Source organism: Eisenbergiella sp. OF01-20 (assembly GCF_003478085.1).
In the GTDB taxonomy this organism is placed as follows: Bacteria; Bacillota; Clostridia; order Lachnospirales; family Lachnospiraceae; genus Eisenbergiella.
Genome location: NZ_QUES01000001.1, coordinates 612,851 through 629,488, shown reverse-complemented (window position 1 = coordinate 629,488; position 16,638 = coordinate 612,851). Strand labels below are relative to the sequence as shown.

Genomic DNA, 16,638 nt, shown 5'->3' with positions numbered 1-16,638 from the left:
TTCCTTTCTAACGATTACAAACCTGTTTAAATATCAAGCTCCGCATCCGGGGCATATTCGTAAATAAAAGCTTTTCTGGGGGGAACATCCGTCCCCATCAGCATTTCCGTCACCTCGGAGGCCATTCTGGCATCTTCGATTTCCACCAGCTTGAGCATACGGGTTTCCGGATTCAGTGTTGTCTCCCACAGCTGCTGGGCATCCATCTCCCCGAGCCCTTTGTAGCGCTGCAGGGTAAAAGGCCCCTTATGCCGTTTCCGGTAACGTTCCAGCGCCTTATCATCATACAGGTATTCTTCATTTCCTTTGGAAGGCATGGCCTTATAAAGAGGCGGCATGGCGATATATACATGGCCTTCAAATATCAGTTCCGGCATAAAACGGTAAAAAAGCGTCAGAAGAAGGGTGGAAATATGGGCACCGTCCACATCCGCATCCGCCATGATAATGATCTTGTCATAACGCAGCCTGGTAATGTCAAAGTCATTTCCGTAGCCCTCCGAAAACCCGCAGCCAAACGCATTTATCATGGTTTTTATTTCCGCATTGGCAAGCACCTTGTCAATGCTGGCTTTTTCCACGTTCAGAATCTTTCCCCGGATAGGTAGAATCGCCTGATAAGAACGGTCTCTCGCCGTCTTAGCGCTGCCGCCGGCGGAATCCCCCTCCACGATAAAAATCTCACACCGGGACGCGTCCCTGGATTCACAGTTGGCAAGCTTTCCGTTGGAATCAAAGGAAAATTTCTGCTTGGTCAGCATGTTCGTTTTTGCCTTTTCTTCCGTTTTACGGATTTTGGCAGCCTTTTCCGCACAGCCGATAATATTTTTCAGGTTTTCCAGGTTACGGTCAAAATACCGGGTGATCTCTTCCCCTGTCACCTTGCTGACCACCTTGGAGGCGTCCTGGTTGTCCAGCTTTGTCTTGGTCTGTCCTTCAAAACGGGGATCCGGATGTTTGATGGAAACCACCGCCGTCATACCGTTGCGTACATCCGCCCCGGTAAAATTGGCATCTTTTTCCTTCAGGATATTCAGTTCCCGGGAGTAGGAATTGATAACGCTGGTGAACATGGTCTTGAAGCCCGTAAGATGGGTTCCGCCTTCCGCATTGTATATGTTATTGCAGAAGCCCAGCACATTCTCATGAAATTCATTGACATACTGCAGGGCCACCTCCACGGAGATCCCTTCGCTTTCCCCGGAAAAAAAGATAACATCGCTCACCGTTTCCTTGGATTTATTCAAATCCTTGATGAAGCCGACAATCCCGTCGGGCTCGTGATACTCTTTTGTTTCCGGCGTATCCTTTCTTTTATCTTCAAAAACAATGGTGAGCTGCGGGTTCAGATAAGCCGTTTCGTGAAGCCGGCTTTTCACCTCATCCTCTTTAAAACGGGTCTTTTCAAATATGGTATCATCCGGAAGGAAATTAACCCAGGTCCCGCTTTCCCTGCTTTTTCCAACAACAGGGAGAAGGCCGTTTTCCAGCTCCACAACAGGGATTCCCTGTTCATATCTGTCCTCATACACCAGTCCCCCGTTCCTGACCCGTACGGTCAGCCGGGTGGAAAGGGCATTTACCACAGAAGAGCCTACGCCATGCAGGCCGCCGCTCGTTTTATAAGCGGAGTTATCGAATTTTCCTCCTGCATGCAGGGTGGTAAATACAAGCCGTTCCGCACTCACTCCCTTTTCATGCATTCCCACTGGGATACCGCGGCCGTTATCATCCACCGTAGCGGAGCCGTCCGCTTCCAGAGTAACCCTGATCCGGTCACAATATCCTGCCAGATGCTCATCTACCGCGTTATCCACAATTTCATATATTAAGTGGTTCAGACCCTTGGTGGATACGCTTCCGATGTACATACCGGGTCTTTTCCTTACCGCTTCCAGCCCCTCCAGGACGGTTATGCTGGAAGCGTCATAATTGCTGTTATTTTTAGTCATGTAAACCTCGCATTCTGCCGTTTTACGGCATTATGAACTTTTAAAACCTGGTAACGGTCCAGTCCGTTACTGCCAAAAATGTGCAGACCTGACTGAATAGTTACAACCTATCATTTACGGATGCTGCGGCCTGCGGGCTATCCGGATGCTCAAGAAAAAAACAGGTCAGCCGCCTGTCCTCCCGGGATATTGTAGCACAAATGTTTGGGTAAGAAAAGGCAAAAAATACATGATATGGAACTTTCCATTCTGCGTAATTACTGTTCACCCGGCGGCCTAAACAGTGATCCTGGCTTTTCCATATCATGTATTTCGATTGCACGTAAGGATGGATTATCCTGCTTTATTCCTGGTTTTTGGCAGTGCAGGTAACCGCCAGGGCGCCTGGCCCGATATGGCAGGCGACACTCAGGGACAAATGATCCACATAGCTTTCATTTCCGGGGAAGCTGTTTAACACTTCGTCCCGGAAGGCATATGCCGCCTCATCATTATTCGTATGTGCCACATCCAGCCACATATCCGCATGATCCAGGGGCCGGCCAAAACGCTTCACCAGGTCATTCTTTATGGCATTAACCATGATTTGCTTTCCCTGGGCGGTAGTCCTGGCTTTGGCAAAAGCATCCAGTTTCTCCCCCTGTATCTGAAGCACCGGTTTTATTTTAAGGATGGTCCCCAGGGCCGCGGCGGCAGGGGTGATCCTTCCGCCTCTCTTCAGATAGAGCAGGGTATCCACCATAATATAAATACTGGAATTCTGCTTATCTTTCTCCAGGAACTCCTTGATCTCCGCCGCTTCCATTCCCTGATCCGCCAGGTAAACGGCATCCAGGACGGAACGCCGCTGGGTAACGGAAATACGCTGGTTATTCACCACCTGTATCTTTCCTTCATAATCCTGCGCGAGCATGTGTGCCGTCTGGCATGAGCCGCTCAAGCCGCTGCTCATAGGGATATGAACAATCTCATTATAGCTTTTCAGGAGCTCGTTCCACAGCTGCAAAACGGATTCCGGGGACGGCTGGGAAGTGGATATGGCAGCGCCGGTTTTCAGTTTCCGGTAAAATTCTTCCTGACTCAGGTTGATCCCTTCAAAATAGGTCTTTCCTTCTATCATAAAGGGCATGGGCAATACGCTGATACCCAGCTCCTCCGCCTGTTGTTGGGTGATGCCGCTGTTACTGTCCGTGACAATTGCAACCTTTGACATAATTACGCTCCTTCTGAATGTCTTTTCATGTGTCAATCCGATTGTTGATATTAAAAATCAATAAAACAGGTTAAAATTATTCTACAGTCAGATAGTCTTAAAGTCAATGGAATTCCCATTCTCTTTCATTCTCTCATACAAACGCCTGTACTTCTCCTGTTTTTCCTCCGGATCCTGAGAAGCGATCCTCTCGGCAAGGCTGCTGGCAGTGAGAAGCAAATCACTGTCCTGATAGATATCACCCACTTTGAAATCCAGCAGTCCGCTCTGCCGTATTCCGAACAAATCGCCGGGGCCGCGCAGCTTCAGATCTTCATTGGCTATATGGAAGCCGTCGTTGGAGGTATTGAGGATATTCAGGCGTTTCATTGTCTGTTCATTATCATTTCCGCTGATAAAAATACAATAGCTCTGGAAATCGCCTCTTCCCACCCGTCCGCGAAGCTGATGAAGCTGTGCCAGTCCGAAGCGTTCCGCATTTTCCACCATCATAACCGTGGCGTTGGGAACATTGATTCCCACCTCGATTACCGTTGTGGAAACAAGTACATCGATCTCCTTACGGGAAAAGGCTTCCATAATCCTGTTTTTTTCCGCAGACTTCATTTTCCCGTGGAGGGCGGCGACACGTATGGCAGACGGCAGCACGGCTTTCAGCTTGTCGGTATAATCCATTACGTTTTCCAGCCCGTCCATTTCCCCTTCTTCCACCATAGGGCAGATTACATAAACCTGGCGTCCCTCCTCCGTCTGCTTACGGATAAAGTTATAAGCGGTCTGCCGGTAGGAAGTATTGACCACACAGTTCTTTATCGGCTTTCTTCCGGCAGGCATTTCATCAAGGACGGACACATGCAGATCTCCGTATACCACTATGGCAAGCGTCCTTGGGATAGGCGTTGCGCTCATGACGAGGACATGGGTGCCGGTCCCTTTATCCGCCAGCAGTTCCCTCTGCCTGACACCGAACCGGTGCTGTTCATCTGTCACCACAAGGGACAGACGGCGGTAAACCACTTTTTCCTGGATAAGTGCATGTGTTCCTATTATTACATTCACATCCCCTTCCGCAATCCGGGCATAGATCTCTCTTTTTTCTTTTGCCGTCTGGGAACCGGTGAGCAAAACCGGGCGTACACACAGCCCCTGATCCTCGGAATGCTTTGCTTCCATGGAATGCTTTGCTTCCATGGAATGCTTTGCTTCCATGCCTATCTGAAGCAAAGCTTCATAATGCTGTCTGGCCAGGACCTCTGTAGGCGCCATAAGGCAGCCTTGTCTGCCGTTGGCAGCGCACATCAGCAGGGCCAGAAAAGCCAGTATGGTTTTTCCGCTGCCCACATCCCCCTGTACCAGGCGGTTCATGGCGTTTTCTTTTTGAAGATCCTCTTCTATTTCCTTCCAGACCCGATGCTGTGCCCCGGTAAGCCGGTAGGGAAGATTGGCGATAAGCCGGTCCGTATCCGGCACCTTTTCCAAAGGCTCATCCACCTTCCGGACCTGGTTTTCTTCCTTGAATTTCCTGAGTGCGAGAAAAAATTCAAGAAACTCATCGAACGCAAGCCTTCTGCGGGCGGCGATTAAATCCTGGGTACTGACCGGAAAATGGATTTTTTCCAGGGCATCCCCCCGGGAAAGCAGCTGGAATTCTTCCCGTATCTCTTCCGGAAGGAATTCCAGCGGCCTGTCCCATTCCGCCGTACTGTCCAATGCTTTCCGCACCGCTTTGCTCACACCGTTATTGGTAAGGCCCTGGGTAAGGGCATATTTAGGCTGCAGAGTTCCCTGAAGCGGCGTATATTCTTCCACCCGGAACAGCCTGGGCTGTTCCATACGCAAGGGAGAGCCGTGCTGGCAGACTCCGCGGAAAACATAAGTCATGCCGGGTTTCAGTATATTTTTAAGATACGGCATTCCAAAAAAGGTAATACGAAAAAGGCCGGTTGCATCCCCGGCCTGAACGGTAGTGATTAATAGATTACGCACCCGTTTGGTGGAGGGCATTCCGATTACGGAGGCCTTCACCGCACTGATTTTCCCCGGGCACAGGGCAGAAACAGTTACCGCAGGCTCCATTTTTTCGTAATCCCGCGGATAGTGCTCCAGCAGCTGCCCTACTGTCCTTATATGCAGTTTGGAGAAAAGACCTGCCGTCTTTTCTCCAATTCCTTTTATTGCAGTTAATTCCGTATTAATTTCCATTTTTATTCAGCTGAAATAATATAATAGTAAATTGGCTGTCCGCCGTACTGCAGTTCAATATCACAGGAGGGATATTTTTCTTCAATTCTGGCCTTCAGCCTCTGGGCAGCTTCTTCCGTGGTATCGGCCCCATAATAAATACTGATCAGTTCCAGCTCCTCATCCATCATGGCTTCTACCATTTGAAAGGAAACCGCTTCGATATCCGCTCCGACAGAAAGGATACCGGCATCGCCGATTCCCATATAGTCACCCTGTTTGATTTCCTTATCATCAATCATGGTGTCTCTTACGGCATAAGTAACCTCACCGGTCTTTACATGACCGATTTCCTCCGACATAGCGGCTTCATTCTCTTCGGAACCCATATCGGGCACATAATTGATGACAGCCGTAATGCCCTGCGGGATTGTCTTGGAGGGGATTACCACCACTTTCTTGTCTTCCACCAGATATTTGGCCTGGTTGGCGGCAAGAATAATATTTTTATTATTGGGAAGCACATAGACCGTGTCCGCATTCACCTGGTTGATGGCATTTACCACATCCTCGGTGCTGGGGTTCATGGTCTGTCCGCCTGCAATGATGATATCGACACCCAGGCCTTTAAAGATCTCATCGATCCCTTCCCCGACGGAAACCGCTATAAAGCCGGCATCCTTACGTTCTGCAGGAGCTTCCTCCGCCGCGGGAGAAGCATCCGCCGCCGCTGCATCTTCCGATAATTTAAACAGCTTCTCCTGATGCTCCAGCCTCATATTATCAATTTTCAGATTGGAAAGTGCGCCATACTTCAATGCCTTCTGGATTGCAAGACCAGGGTCATTGGTATGTACATGTACCTTGACCACATCTTCATCCGCAACCACAACTATAGAATCACCGATCGATTCCAAATAGGCTTTGAAATCCATTTCCTGCTTGATATTAAAGGTTTTGCCCAGCATAATAATGAATTCGGTACAGTAACCGAACTTGATTTCCATACCGGCCTGAGCCTCAAGACTGGCATTAACCAATGTCTGTCTGGTAGTCTCCCTGGCAGGCTCATTCATGGAAAAATCCACTTCTTTTCCCATAAATGCATCATAAGCCCCGTGCAGAACCTCTATCAGTCCCTGTCCGCCCGAGTCCACTACACCCGCCTGCTTTAATACGGGAAGCATTTCCGGTGTCTGGCTGAGCACATACTCCGCATGAGCAATCACTTCTTTAATAAATACGGCCATATCGGTCTCTCCGGCATCTGCCAGTTCACGGGCCTTCATCGACGCACCCTTGGCAACGGTGAGAATCGTACCTTCCTTGGGCTTCATAACCGCCTTATAAGCCGTTTCCACCGCTTTTTCCCCCGCAGCGGCCAGAATGGGAATGGTAATTTCTTCATTTTCCCGGATCCCTTTGGTAAAACCGCGGAAAAGCTGGGAAAGGATAACACCAGAATTCCCTCTCGCACCGCGGAGGGAACCGGAAGAAATTGCCTTTGCAAGAGTCATCATGTCAGGTTCTTTCATTGCCGCCACTTCTTTGGCCGCAGACATGATGGTAAGCGTCATATTAGTACCCGTATCGCCGTCGGGGACCGGAAATACATTCAGTTCGTTAATCCATTCTTTTTTACTCTCAAGATTCTTGGCGCCTGCTAAGAACATCTTTGCAAATACCTTAGCGTCTATCGTATTTAAACTCACAACTAAAGTCCTCCTTAATCAATCACTCGCACACCTTCTACAAAGATGTTGATTTTCTCAATTTCCATTCCGGTGAATTCTTCCACTTTATACTTCACATTATCTATAAGGTTGTCCGAGACAGCCAGAATGCTTACACCGTAGGAAACAATGACATGGAAGTCCAGCGTCAGTTTATTGTTAGTAATCGTAACGGTAATGCCCTTCGTCAGATTATCTTTTCTTAAAAGCTTTACTACGTCCTTCACAGTGATTCCCATGCCGACAATACCGAAGCATTCCGTGGCTACGGTACCCGCATACTGTGCAATAACTTCTTTATCGATGGTTATATTGCCCATATGGGTGTTCATAGAAGAGCCCTTCATGTAGTACCTCCTTCTTTCTTACCGAAAAATATATGCTTATTATAACCGCTTTCCGAAAAAAATGGAAGTCTTATTTCATTTTCAGAGAAATCGCAAACAAAATTTGCTGTAAATTTTGCTTGCCAAACTATAACTTTTCTGGTATTATACACATGTTGTGGTCTGAAAATTTATTTGGTTTAGGAGGTGCGAAGATGGCAAAATGTGATATTTGCGGTAAGGGTGCTCATTTTGGAAACAACGTAAGCCATTCCCATAGAAGATCCAATCATATCTGGAATTCGAACGTTAAAAATGTAAAATGCAAGGTTAACGGCGCATCCAAGAAATTACATGTATGTACCAACTGTCTGAAGTCCGGCAGAGTTGAAAGAGCATAATTGGGCATGTGTCCCTTATTTTCGCTTCTGCTGCAATATTTGACACAAAGATAAGACTGCCAGAATTCAATGAGAATTTACAGACAGTCTTTTTTTGTGCCTATCTTTCACAGAAAATAATATTATAGCTGACCAGCAGCAGGATAATTGCCACAATCAGGCTGGCAAGCCTGTTGGAAATGAGAACCGTAAGGACCATACCAAAGGCGATGCTGAATACAACAATTCCTACTATTTTCCACATCTCTCGCATCTGCTTACTCCTGCCGGCTTTACTATTATCATATGCAGGAAAGAGCCGTCCGATTCATACAACATCCTCACGGCTGTATGAATCGGACGGCCCTTTCCTGTTTTACGGTCAATCCACAATATCTTCGTCACCGGACGGGAATGCTGCTTTCTCGGCATCCTCATCACTCATCATAGTCTCTTCCTTGGTTGTGAACTTATCAACCAGATCCGGAATCATATCAAGAATCTTTGTTATGCTGTCCTGGTTTTTGATATTCACCAGCTTTGTCTGCCCATTTTTAATAAGAAGAACGGCACTTGGCGTCATTTTTCCGGAAAGCCCGCCGGCACCTCCGTCCTTACCGCCGTTGCGGCTGGCTCCGGCCCCCACTCCGAAACTCACATCAACAAGAGGGACAATAATGGTATCATCAATTTTCGTTGCCTCTCCTACCACTGTCTTTGTCGACATCAACGCATTTGCCCCCTTAAGAAGGGATTCCATTACGGAATTGATACCGTTATTATTATCTGCCATTTGTCATTTCCTCCTTTTTAAGCTGTCTGATAAATCTCCAGGTCTTTTTATCCAATATAATTCGCAGCACCACATCCAGCACCACTGCAACCCGGACTCTTCCCCTGATATCAAAATCCCCTTCCAGACGGATATCATCAAAATCAGGAGTGATATGAACAGTCTCGCCAATCACAGGATATAATATTCCATGTACCGCAAGAATCTGCGCCGTGGAAGCGGGATCTCCGGTTCCCACAATAAAATTCACATCCGCCTTCTGTGGCCGTATATGCCTGAGAAGCCTTCCTGTCTGTCCTTTTACTTTGCCGAGCACCAGAAGGTTTTCCTCCCGGCCTAACATATCCATATAATATTCCAGATTTTTCAGGATCCGCTTTATTTTATCACAGAGCCGGGTAATTGTGTACCTGATATTCTGAAAAGTTTTCTTAAGAGTAATGAAGAAAGAATAAATTTTCCTGTAGAGCCGGGTGAAAAAATTGTCTTTTTTCTGTTCTTCTTTCCCTTGTTTTTCGGAAAAGTTTCCCGGCTTCCTGTCTTTCTTAGCAGGTTCCGTCTGTTCCCGGCTGTTACCTAATTGCTTTTTCTCTTCCACCGGCTTTTCCGCAAGGGCTTCACCGGACTTATCCGGCTGCTGTTTCCGGTCGGGAACCGTATTTTCTTTGCTTTCTTTTTCCTTTTCTTTTTCTTCCTCCTGCGATTTTTCAGGGGGTCGCACCTTTTGTCTGAACCGGAACAAAATTCCCAGAATGCGGAGCTCGTAATGGATGTTATCCTTGTATTTACCGGAATCATATTCCAGACGGAGACTGACAGCACGGAGAAACCATGTGGCCCTTACCATGCCGTGCGGCCGGCCTTCTGCAGGGATTTCACCTTTTGCCCGGTATCTGACGGGAATAAAAAGGATAACGAGCAGAAGTAAAAGAAGAACAGCCAGTATGACGAGCAGGATCATGCCCAGTATTTTTAAAATGCTAATTACCAATCCCATAGGCTACCCAGCTCCTGTTACCTGTGCTCCAAAATATATTTTTTGATATCCGCCCCGCCTGTTTCTGCAACCACCTTTTCCGTCATAGCCACCACCATATCTACCGCTTCCCCATAACCGGAAGCCAGGCCCACCACAAACAGCTCCTTCTTTTCATAGAATTTCTGCTGCAGAAGGGCGCAGTGGAAAATATCCAGCTGATCGTCGGATTTTGCCAGTGCAATAATATAGACCGTAATCTGTCCGGCATTATGGCGGAGCTTCCACTTCACCTTCTCCAGGTTTCGGATACTGTCGCTGACATACAAATGTCTGTAGAACTTCATTGTGCCTATCACTTTCTTTCCTCAGGCAGCCAACATGGTACCGCTATCTTAACATTTGCCTGATTTTACCTTTTTTATTCATAGCAGGGACTTATTTTTAGGAACCGTCTGCAGGCCCTCAGACCTGCAACTGCCGCTTTGCGGCCGTTCTTATGTTAGTCAAACACCCCGCAGCAGGCGCACTCGTTTGTTTTGTACCCCGCGGGAATAAAAAGGCGGCATGGAATATGTCCATTCCGCCTCACCTTCCTTCTGTATCGGTCTCCGGCTTACGCCGGAAATCTCAAAAATACTTTTTGTTTCCCCACAAATTTTTTTTCTTTAATTCCAGATATTCATGATAGGCTTTTTCCAGAATCTGCTTTTCATTGGCAAATTTAAGAAGATGGTAAGCCTCATGATATTTGTAAAATCCTGAGTCAACAAAATACTCCTCACGCTGTGGTTTACTGTAATAACTGTCGGCCATCATCAAATACCAGTGAACCTCCTTGTCCACAGTATCCTCCGGCACATTGAAGGTATACTCGCTCTTTCCGATATACTTGATTATCGATGCTCTCGCACCGCTTTCTTCAAGAACCTCCCTGAGCGCCGTATCCTTGTATTCCTCTCCTGCCTCTACCGTTCCCTTTGGCAATACCCAGCCTTCGTACTTATTCTTGAAATTCTTGTACAAAAGCAGAATTTTCCCACGGAAAATAACCACACCGCCACAGCTAGTTGCTTCTATCATTGCAATTCCTCCTGTATGGTGTGAATGCCGCCCTGCGAATGCCGCTCTGCGGCAGCATATACATGCTAAACTAGTTCAAGTATATCCCAAAAGAGTAGGTAAGGCAAGTATAAATTTGATGCTGCCGCTAAGGGCAGACGGCAGGCGCAGGGCGGCGGGATGGGGAATGGCCTTTAAAAACCGGATTCAAAGTAGGCATCAAACACTCTTTTTGCAATGGGGACAGCATAGTCTCCTCCGGATCCAATCCCTTCAATGATCACCGTCACGGCGATTTCCGGGTCATCCGCAGGGGCGAAACCGGTAAACCATGCATGGGAATCCCCTTTTACTGCATTGAATTCCGCAGAACCGGTTTTACCCGCAGCCGTGTAGGAAAGGCCGGAAAGCTTGGAGGCGGTTCCTTCCTCCACCACATCCGTCATCAACTCACGTAAGGAGGCCGATTCCTCCGGTGTCATCAAGACCCCATACTGCTCCGCCTGAAACTGTTTTATAATTTTACCCTCCGCGCTTTCTATCCGTTCCATTTCATAGGGCCGCATGAGAATTCCGTCATTGGCAATAGCTGAGGTAATCATGCACAGATGCAGAGGGGTGATCTGTGTCTTGCCCTGGCCGATAACTGTCTGAATCATATCTTCGTCATCGCTGTCCTGTGTCAGCTGGATATGGCTCTGGGAATAGGGAATATCCACGGGAAGCTCCTGATTGAAAAGCAAATCCTGCATGGTACTGATAAATTCCGTTTTATTTAACGACATGCCAATGTTGGCAAAGGAGGAATTGCAGGATTTAGCAAAAGAACGTTCAAAGCTTACCTGTCCGTGTTTGCTGCCATGATAACAGCGGATAGTGTTATCCCCGTGGGTAAAGCTTCCGCTGCACTGGTAGCTGTAGCTTTTCCAGGTGTCAGGATTCTCTTTTATATATTCCAGGGCAGTAACAATTTTAAAGGTGGATCCGGGAGGATAGATCCCCTGGGCCGCCCGGTTTAAAAGGGGGGAATTTTCCGTATCGGAAGTTACCTTCTCCCATATTTGTGCAATTTCATTGGGATTAAAATCCGGTTTTGATACCATGGCGAGTATCTTCCCGGTATCCACCTCCATAACCACAATCGCCCCTTTGTAAATCCCCATGGCATTGTAGGCCGTCTGCTGGAGTCCCAAATCCAGTGTGGTATACAGGTTATTACCGGGATTTTTCCGCCCCGCGGCGGAGTTTTCGGCCTGCTGTGCTACGGTGGCGGAGGTATTGATCAGATAATAGTTGGCCAGGCTCTCCAGGCCTGTCTTTCCTTTTGTGGAATAGCCGACGATATGGGCGAACATATTGTCATAAGGGTAACTCCTCGTTTCTTTTCCATCCCCGGCTGTCACAGTCTGGGCCAGAATATCCCCTCCGGAGGAATAAATCGTCCCTCTCGCATTTTTTGTTGCCAATACACTTTGTCTGCTGTTATAGCTGTTATTAAACAAAGCCTCGGAATTTGAGGAAACATACACACAAAGATAAACAATCAGGCCGGCAAAGAGACAACAGAAAAATACCGCGCTCCCGATCAGGTTTCTATTTCCCTTTCGGGTATCGTATATTTTTACTTCCGCGCCTGAGGAACTCTTCCCGGGAACGCTCTGCTTCCATTTCGTCGTCCCAGATGATTTCTTCTTCCGGCCCGTTGTCGTAGCTTTCTTCAAAGTCGTCTTCGTATTCTTCTTCGTACTCATTTCCGTCCCAGCCTTCTTCTTCACATTCATCCTCTTCCGGTTCCTCGTCCTCATAAGGTCCGCGAACTCCCAAATCTTTCTGCCTCCTGCGTTCTTCCTGAACGTAGGGATAGTTCATCCGCCGTTTTTCCCGCGCATCCCGCTCCCGGATCCAGATCCCCTGTATTATGGAAAACAAGATCAGTGTGGTCATAACGCTGCTTCCCCCATAGCTGATCAGCGGGAGGGTTACCCCCGTCAGCGGTATGAATTTAGTACCGCCTCCTATGGTAAGAAAAATCTGAAAGATATACATTATACCAAAGCCGGATGCCACAAGCCGGAAAAAAGAATCGCCGGAAGATGCTGCAATCTTGAGAATCATAAAAAAACAGGAAATGCATATCAGGATAATGCATATAGCAAACACTATCCCCAGTTCCTCCGTAATAGCGGCAAATATAAAATCAGTCTCCACATAGGGGATATCTTTCGGCGTCCCCTGGCCGATGCCAAGCCCGAACCAGCTTCCCCGGGACATGGCAAACAGTGACTGTGTAATCTGATATCCCTGGCTGTCAATCACACTCCAGGGATCCTTCCATGCCTGTACCCTTACCTTTACATGGGCAAACAGCAGGTACGCCAGATAGGAAGCCGCACAGCCTCCTGCGCCTCCCGCAAGGAGATACCTTATTTTACCCGTGGCAAAAAACACCAGAAACACGTAAGCGGCAAAGAAAATCAAAGCGCTCCCCAAATCTTTGGATAGGACAAGTATGAGCACATGGGCGGCGGCCGTCACACCGCTTATAACCACATTTTTCAGGGAAGCGTCCTCCCAGAGTATGGCCGCCATACAAAACAAAAACAGGATCTTCACAAATTCCGACGGCTGAAAAGTGATTCCGCCCAAAGAAAAAGAAAGCTTGGATCCATGGGTGACCTGCCCCAGGATAAGCACAACCCCCAGAGCTGTTATCCCCACGCCTGCATAAACCCAGGTCAGCTCCATCCAGAACCGGAACCGTCGGATAATAAACGGAACCGCCATGCTGACTGCCAGGGATGCGGAAGCAATGAGCAGCTGTTTGCCCGCCTTGGCAATATCCAGCCTGGTAAGCATTATAAAACCCGTCCCCAGAAGCAGACACATATTATTTACCAGAAGGCGGTTTATTTCCGGATACGCCATAGAAAATATCATCATTGAGGAAAACAGGGCTATCTGGGCCAGTGCGTAAAAAAACAGATAATCCACATCCCCTTTTTCCACACAGATGGTTAAAAATGCGGCAAATTGTATCAGAAAGATAAGAATGCTCTGTACATTGTCAAGCCCCGAAAACGGGGCTTTTTTACGCCCCTGCTTTCCCCGGGAAAAAATCCGGATAAAGGCAAGGACCGAATACAATACCATGAACAGAGTGATTATATACCTGGAATAGACAATAATATATTGCTCCATTTCCGTCATTCAGCTCCTTTTTTATAATGCCCTGTTGTAAATTTCCAATCGATGTCTGAAAGCAGCCCGGACTCTTTGTCCTTTTCCGGAAGTCTGCGGAAAAGAGCAATCCTCTGTCTGGCCTGTTCTTCCTTCTCATCCAGGAAATCCAGACGGACAGCTCCGACTTTGTGTTTTCCTATTTCCCCCATATACGCATGAAGGGAAAGAGGGACGGAATTATAAATGATATTGTAACAATAGCCGCAGTCTGTCTCCACCGGGAACCCGGTCTGGTATCTGTCCAGCAGACATACCCTGCTCTGCGCGCAGACATCTGTATTTCCCCTTTCCTTCAGACATCTGCCTGATGTTTTGCGGATACAGTTCGCAGTAACCATCATAGGTATTTTCCCATAAACGAGAAGCTCCTGCTTCTCTCCCGGCAGTTCAAACAGCGCTCTCCGGTTCAGTTCCAGAGGGGCGCAATAGGTGTCCATCCGATCCGCCCAGAAATCATAGGTTTCCCTGTTCCATATATATATGCGGTGATCCAAAGCTGTTTTTCCCTGCCAGCCAATCTCCTCCAGCCATTGCTTTTCACCCGGCCCGGCGATCTGTACGCCCTCAAAAATACCTGTTTTCAGGATTTTGGCCAGTCTCTCCAACCTGCGTTCATCGCCTCTGCGCACAATGGCCGGAAGCGAAAGAAACCATTCTGTATTGTTCCGTTTTCTCTTCCCATCCCACAGCTGTACTTCATCCATGCCGTACAGGAGGGAATGAGACAGGTAAATCCGTTCCACACCTTCCCGCAGGCAGGCCTGAAGCTGTTCCTGTGTCCGCACCGAAACATGAAGCCGTGTTTTTCCCAAAACCGCAGGAAATTCCTCTTCGTTCCCGGTTCCTGTTCCGGCACCGGACGGACAGGCCGGCAATGCTTCCAGCCGGTTCTGCTTCGCCGTCCGCTTTTCCTTCAGTAATTCCAGCACCTGTCTCCGGACTTCATTCAGAGCCTTTATGGGAAGAAATGCATTGTCTGCCATCTCCACCTGGATACACTCCGCCCGGAATCCGCTCCCTCCGGTTTTTCCCAGCTGCTTTTTCACATCCGCAGCGCCAAGAGGCCGGTTGGAAGCCGTCTGCACCAGCTGCCCCTCCGCAAAGACGGCAGCAGCCCCTTCCGGCGATGTACCTTCCCACGCTTCAAGGCGCAGAGGGCTTCCCGGATACAGATATGCCTTCAGGGCAACCGGGACGGAAAGCTCTTTTCCAAGGATTTCCGTCCGCACCGTTTGCAGTACATCTTCATCGCAGCCCGCATAGCCCGGCTGTTCCAGGGTAACCATCTCTTTTCCGTTATGGCGGTGATAATAGCCTCCGCTGATTTCACTCCGTATATAAAGGGAGGAAAGGATATGCATATCCTTGTCTGACACCCCTCTGTCCTTTTCCGGATCCTGCAGATACGTATCAATCCTGCGCCGGTATACACTTGTGACCCCGGCCACATATTCCGGCTTTTTCATCCTGCCTTCTATTTTAAAGGAATCAATGCCCGCCTTAATCAGATCCGGAAGAAACTGTATGGTACACATATCCTTCAGACTCAGCGGATAGCATTCCGCCCCTGTTTTATCTGTCCGAATCCGGTAAGGCTGGCGGCAGGGCTGGGTGCATCTTCCCCTGTTACCGCTGCGTCCCCCCAAAAGACTGCTGAACAGACATTGTCCGGAGTAACAATAACACATTGCACCATGGATAAAAGCCTCAACCTCCATACCGCTTTCCCGGCACAAAGCCTCCACTTCAGGCAGCGTCAGCTCTCTGGCGGGAACTACTCTCGATACGCCGAGCTTTTTCAGGAATACGGCCCCTCTCACATCGGTAATTGTCATCTGGGTACTGGCATGAAGCGCCAGACCGGGAAAACAGTTCCCCAGCAGGGACAGCGCCCCTATATCCTGCACAATAACGCCATCCAGCCCCGCCTCATAGAAGGGCGCCATAAATTCCGGCAGCTGTTTTATCTCTTCCTGCTTAAGAAGCGTATTTACGGTAAGATACAGCTTCCTTCCATAAAAATGTGCCTCCTGCAGCGCTTCCACTACTTCCTCATCACTGAAATTCCCTGCAAAAGCTCTTGCCCCGAACCTCTGCCCTCCTATGTAAACGGCGTCAGCTCCCGCCTTTAAAGCTGCCTGAAAACAGGAATAGTCTCCTGCGGGCGCCAATAACTCCGGTTTTTTCGTCGCTGTATCCATCTGCCTTCCTTTCCCTGTAATATGGATATAAAAAAGCTGTCCTGTATAGACAGCCTTTGTACACATATTTATCTTTTTCGATATCTCTGCCGGCACTTATTTCTGCCGGGGATCACCGGTTCCTTTTTTCTTATTATCAGCCAGTTCGGTTTCCAGCCGTATGATCTTTTTAGAACTTTCATTCAAATCACGCTGCAGGCCCTTCAGGGATTTCTCTGAAGTTTCCAGCTTAATCTGGGAAGCGATCAGTTCATGCTTTAAATCATACAGTTCCTTCTCCTTCGCACGGATATCTTCTTCCAAAAGTGCGATCTGTTTCCTGGCTTTGAAGTAATCGTCCGCGATATTGAGCTGAAGCAAAACATTCTGCCTGTCCACCGGCTGCCTTCTGAAGCTGTCCAGCTTACTGTATTCTGTCATTTTGTTGTTTATATAGGAGGCTACCTTCTGCAGATATTCCTCACTCTCATAACCGCTCAGAGTAAATACCTTGCCACCTATAATTACTTCCGTATCTGTCTTAACGGCCATTTATTTGCTCCTTCATACAATATCAGGAATTGTACTGTTCATTTTATATA

The 16,638-nt window shown here is 48.1% G+C and carries 15 protein-coding genes; 1 reads left to right on the top strand and 14 read right to left on the bottom strand.

Annotation, left to right across the window (positions count from 1 at the left end):
- Positions 1-26 precede the first annotated feature (26 nt).
- The 5 genes from DXA36_RS03030 to DXA36_RS03005 all read right to left on the bottom strand — a co-directional run bounded on the left by DXA36_RS03030 (position 27) and on the right by DXA36_RS03005 (position 7,426).
- The gene (locus DXA36_RS03030; RefSeq protein ID WP_118676103.1) at positions 27-1,952 is read right to left on the bottom strand and encodes a DNA gyrase/topoisomerase IV subunit B; all 1,926 of its coding nucleotides are present in this window, start codon (positions 1,950-1,952) and stop codon (positions 27-29) included.
- A gap of 343 nt (positions 1,953-2,295) precedes the next feature.
- On the bottom strand, positions 2,296-3,165 hold the full coding sequence (locus DXA36_RS03020) for a DegV family protein (RefSeq protein ID WP_118676099.1): 870 nt from the start codon (positions 3,163-3,165) through the stop codon (positions 2,296-2,298).
- An 87-nt stretch (positions 3,166-3,252) separates the two neighbouring features.
- Positions 3,253-5,367, bottom strand: a complete 2,115-nt coding sequence (recG, locus tag DXA36_RS03015) for an ATP-dependent DNA helicase RecG (protein ID WP_118676097.1) — start codon at positions 5,365-5,367, stop codon at positions 3,253-3,255.
- Between the two features lie 2 nt (positions 5,368-5,369).
- Positions 5,370-7,058, bottom strand: a complete 1,689-nt coding sequence (locus DXA36_RS03010; RefSeq protein WP_118676095.1) for a DAK2 domain-containing protein — start codon at positions 7,056-7,058, stop codon at positions 5,370-5,372.
- 14 nt (positions 7,059-7,072) lie between these two features.
- On the bottom strand, positions 7,073-7,426 hold the full coding sequence (locus tag DXA36_RS03005) for an Asp23/Gls24 family envelope stress response protein (RefSeq protein ID WP_118676093.1): 354 nt from the start codon (positions 7,424-7,426) through the stop codon (positions 7,073-7,075).
- A gap of 194 nt (positions 7,427-7,620) precedes the next feature.
- Here DXA36_RS03005 and rpmB point away from each other — a divergent pair, with 194 nt between their 5' ends.
- Positions 7,621-7,806, top strand: a complete 186-nt coding sequence (rpmB, locus tag DXA36_RS34175) for a 50S ribosomal protein L28 (RefSeq protein WP_118676092.1) — start codon at positions 7,621-7,623, stop codon at positions 7,804-7,806.
- Between the two features lie 100 nt (positions 7,807-7,906).
- Here the strand turns inward: rpmB and DXA36_RS32855 are convergent, their stop codons facing one another.
- From DXA36_RS32855 to zapA, 9 genes are all read right to left on the bottom strand, one after another.
- Entirely contained in the window at positions 7,907-8,059 is a 153-nt protein-coding gene (locus DXA36_RS32855) for a hypothetical protein (RefSeq protein WP_182478898.1), read from the bottom strand.
- 108 nt (positions 8,060-8,167) lie between these two features.
- Entirely contained in the window at positions 8,168-8,578 is a 411-nt protein-coding gene (locus DXA36_RS02995) for a GerW family sporulation protein (protein WP_118676091.1), read from the bottom strand.
- Positions 8,568-9,575, bottom strand: coding sequence for a DUF2953 domain-containing protein (locus tag DXA36_RS02990; protein ID WP_118676090.1), 1,008 nt, complete (start codon positions 9,573-9,575; stop codon positions 8,568-8,570). Before DXA36_RS02990 ends, DXA36_RS02995 begins: the two co-directional genes overlap by 11 nt.
- 17 nt (positions 9,576-9,592) lie before the next feature.
- Positions 9,593-9,901: a hypothetical protein gene (locus DXA36_RS02985; protein WP_243114552.1), complete on the bottom strand. Its 309-nt coding sequence runs from the start codon at positions 9,899-9,901 to the stop codon at positions 9,593-9,595.
- 283 nt (positions 9,902-10,184) lie between these two features.
- Positions 10,185-10,637: an NUDIX hydrolase gene (locus DXA36_RS02980; RefSeq protein WP_009252656.1), complete on the bottom strand. Its 453-nt coding sequence runs from the start codon at positions 10,635-10,637 to the stop codon at positions 10,185-10,187.
- 173 nt (positions 10,638-10,810) lie between these two features.
- Entirely contained in the window at positions 10,811-12,082 is a 1,272-nt protein-coding gene (locus DXA36_RS02975; RefSeq protein ID WP_243114551.1) for a peptidoglycan D,D-transpeptidase FtsI family protein, read from the bottom strand.
- Positions 12,083-12,209: 127 nt separating this feature from the next.
- On the bottom strand, positions 12,210-13,814 hold the full coding sequence (locus DXA36_RS02970) for an FtsW/RodA/SpoVE family cell cycle protein (RefSeq protein ID WP_243114550.1): 1,605 nt from the start codon (positions 13,812-13,814) through the stop codon (positions 12,210-12,212).
- Positions 13,815-13,819: 5 nt separating this feature from the next.
- Entirely contained in the window at positions 13,820-16,057 is a 2,238-nt protein-coding gene (locus DXA36_RS02965) for a peptidase U32 family protein (protein WP_182478897.1), read from the bottom strand.
- Positions 16,058-16,153: 96 nt separating this feature from the next.
- Positions 16,154-16,588 (bottom strand): cell division protein ZapA, encoded by a 435-nt coding sequence (gene zapA / locus DXA36_RS02960; protein ID WP_118676086.1) that lies wholly within the window; start codon positions 16,586-16,588, stop codon positions 16,154-16,156.
- Between the last annotated feature and the right edge of the window lie 50 nt (positions 16,589-16,638).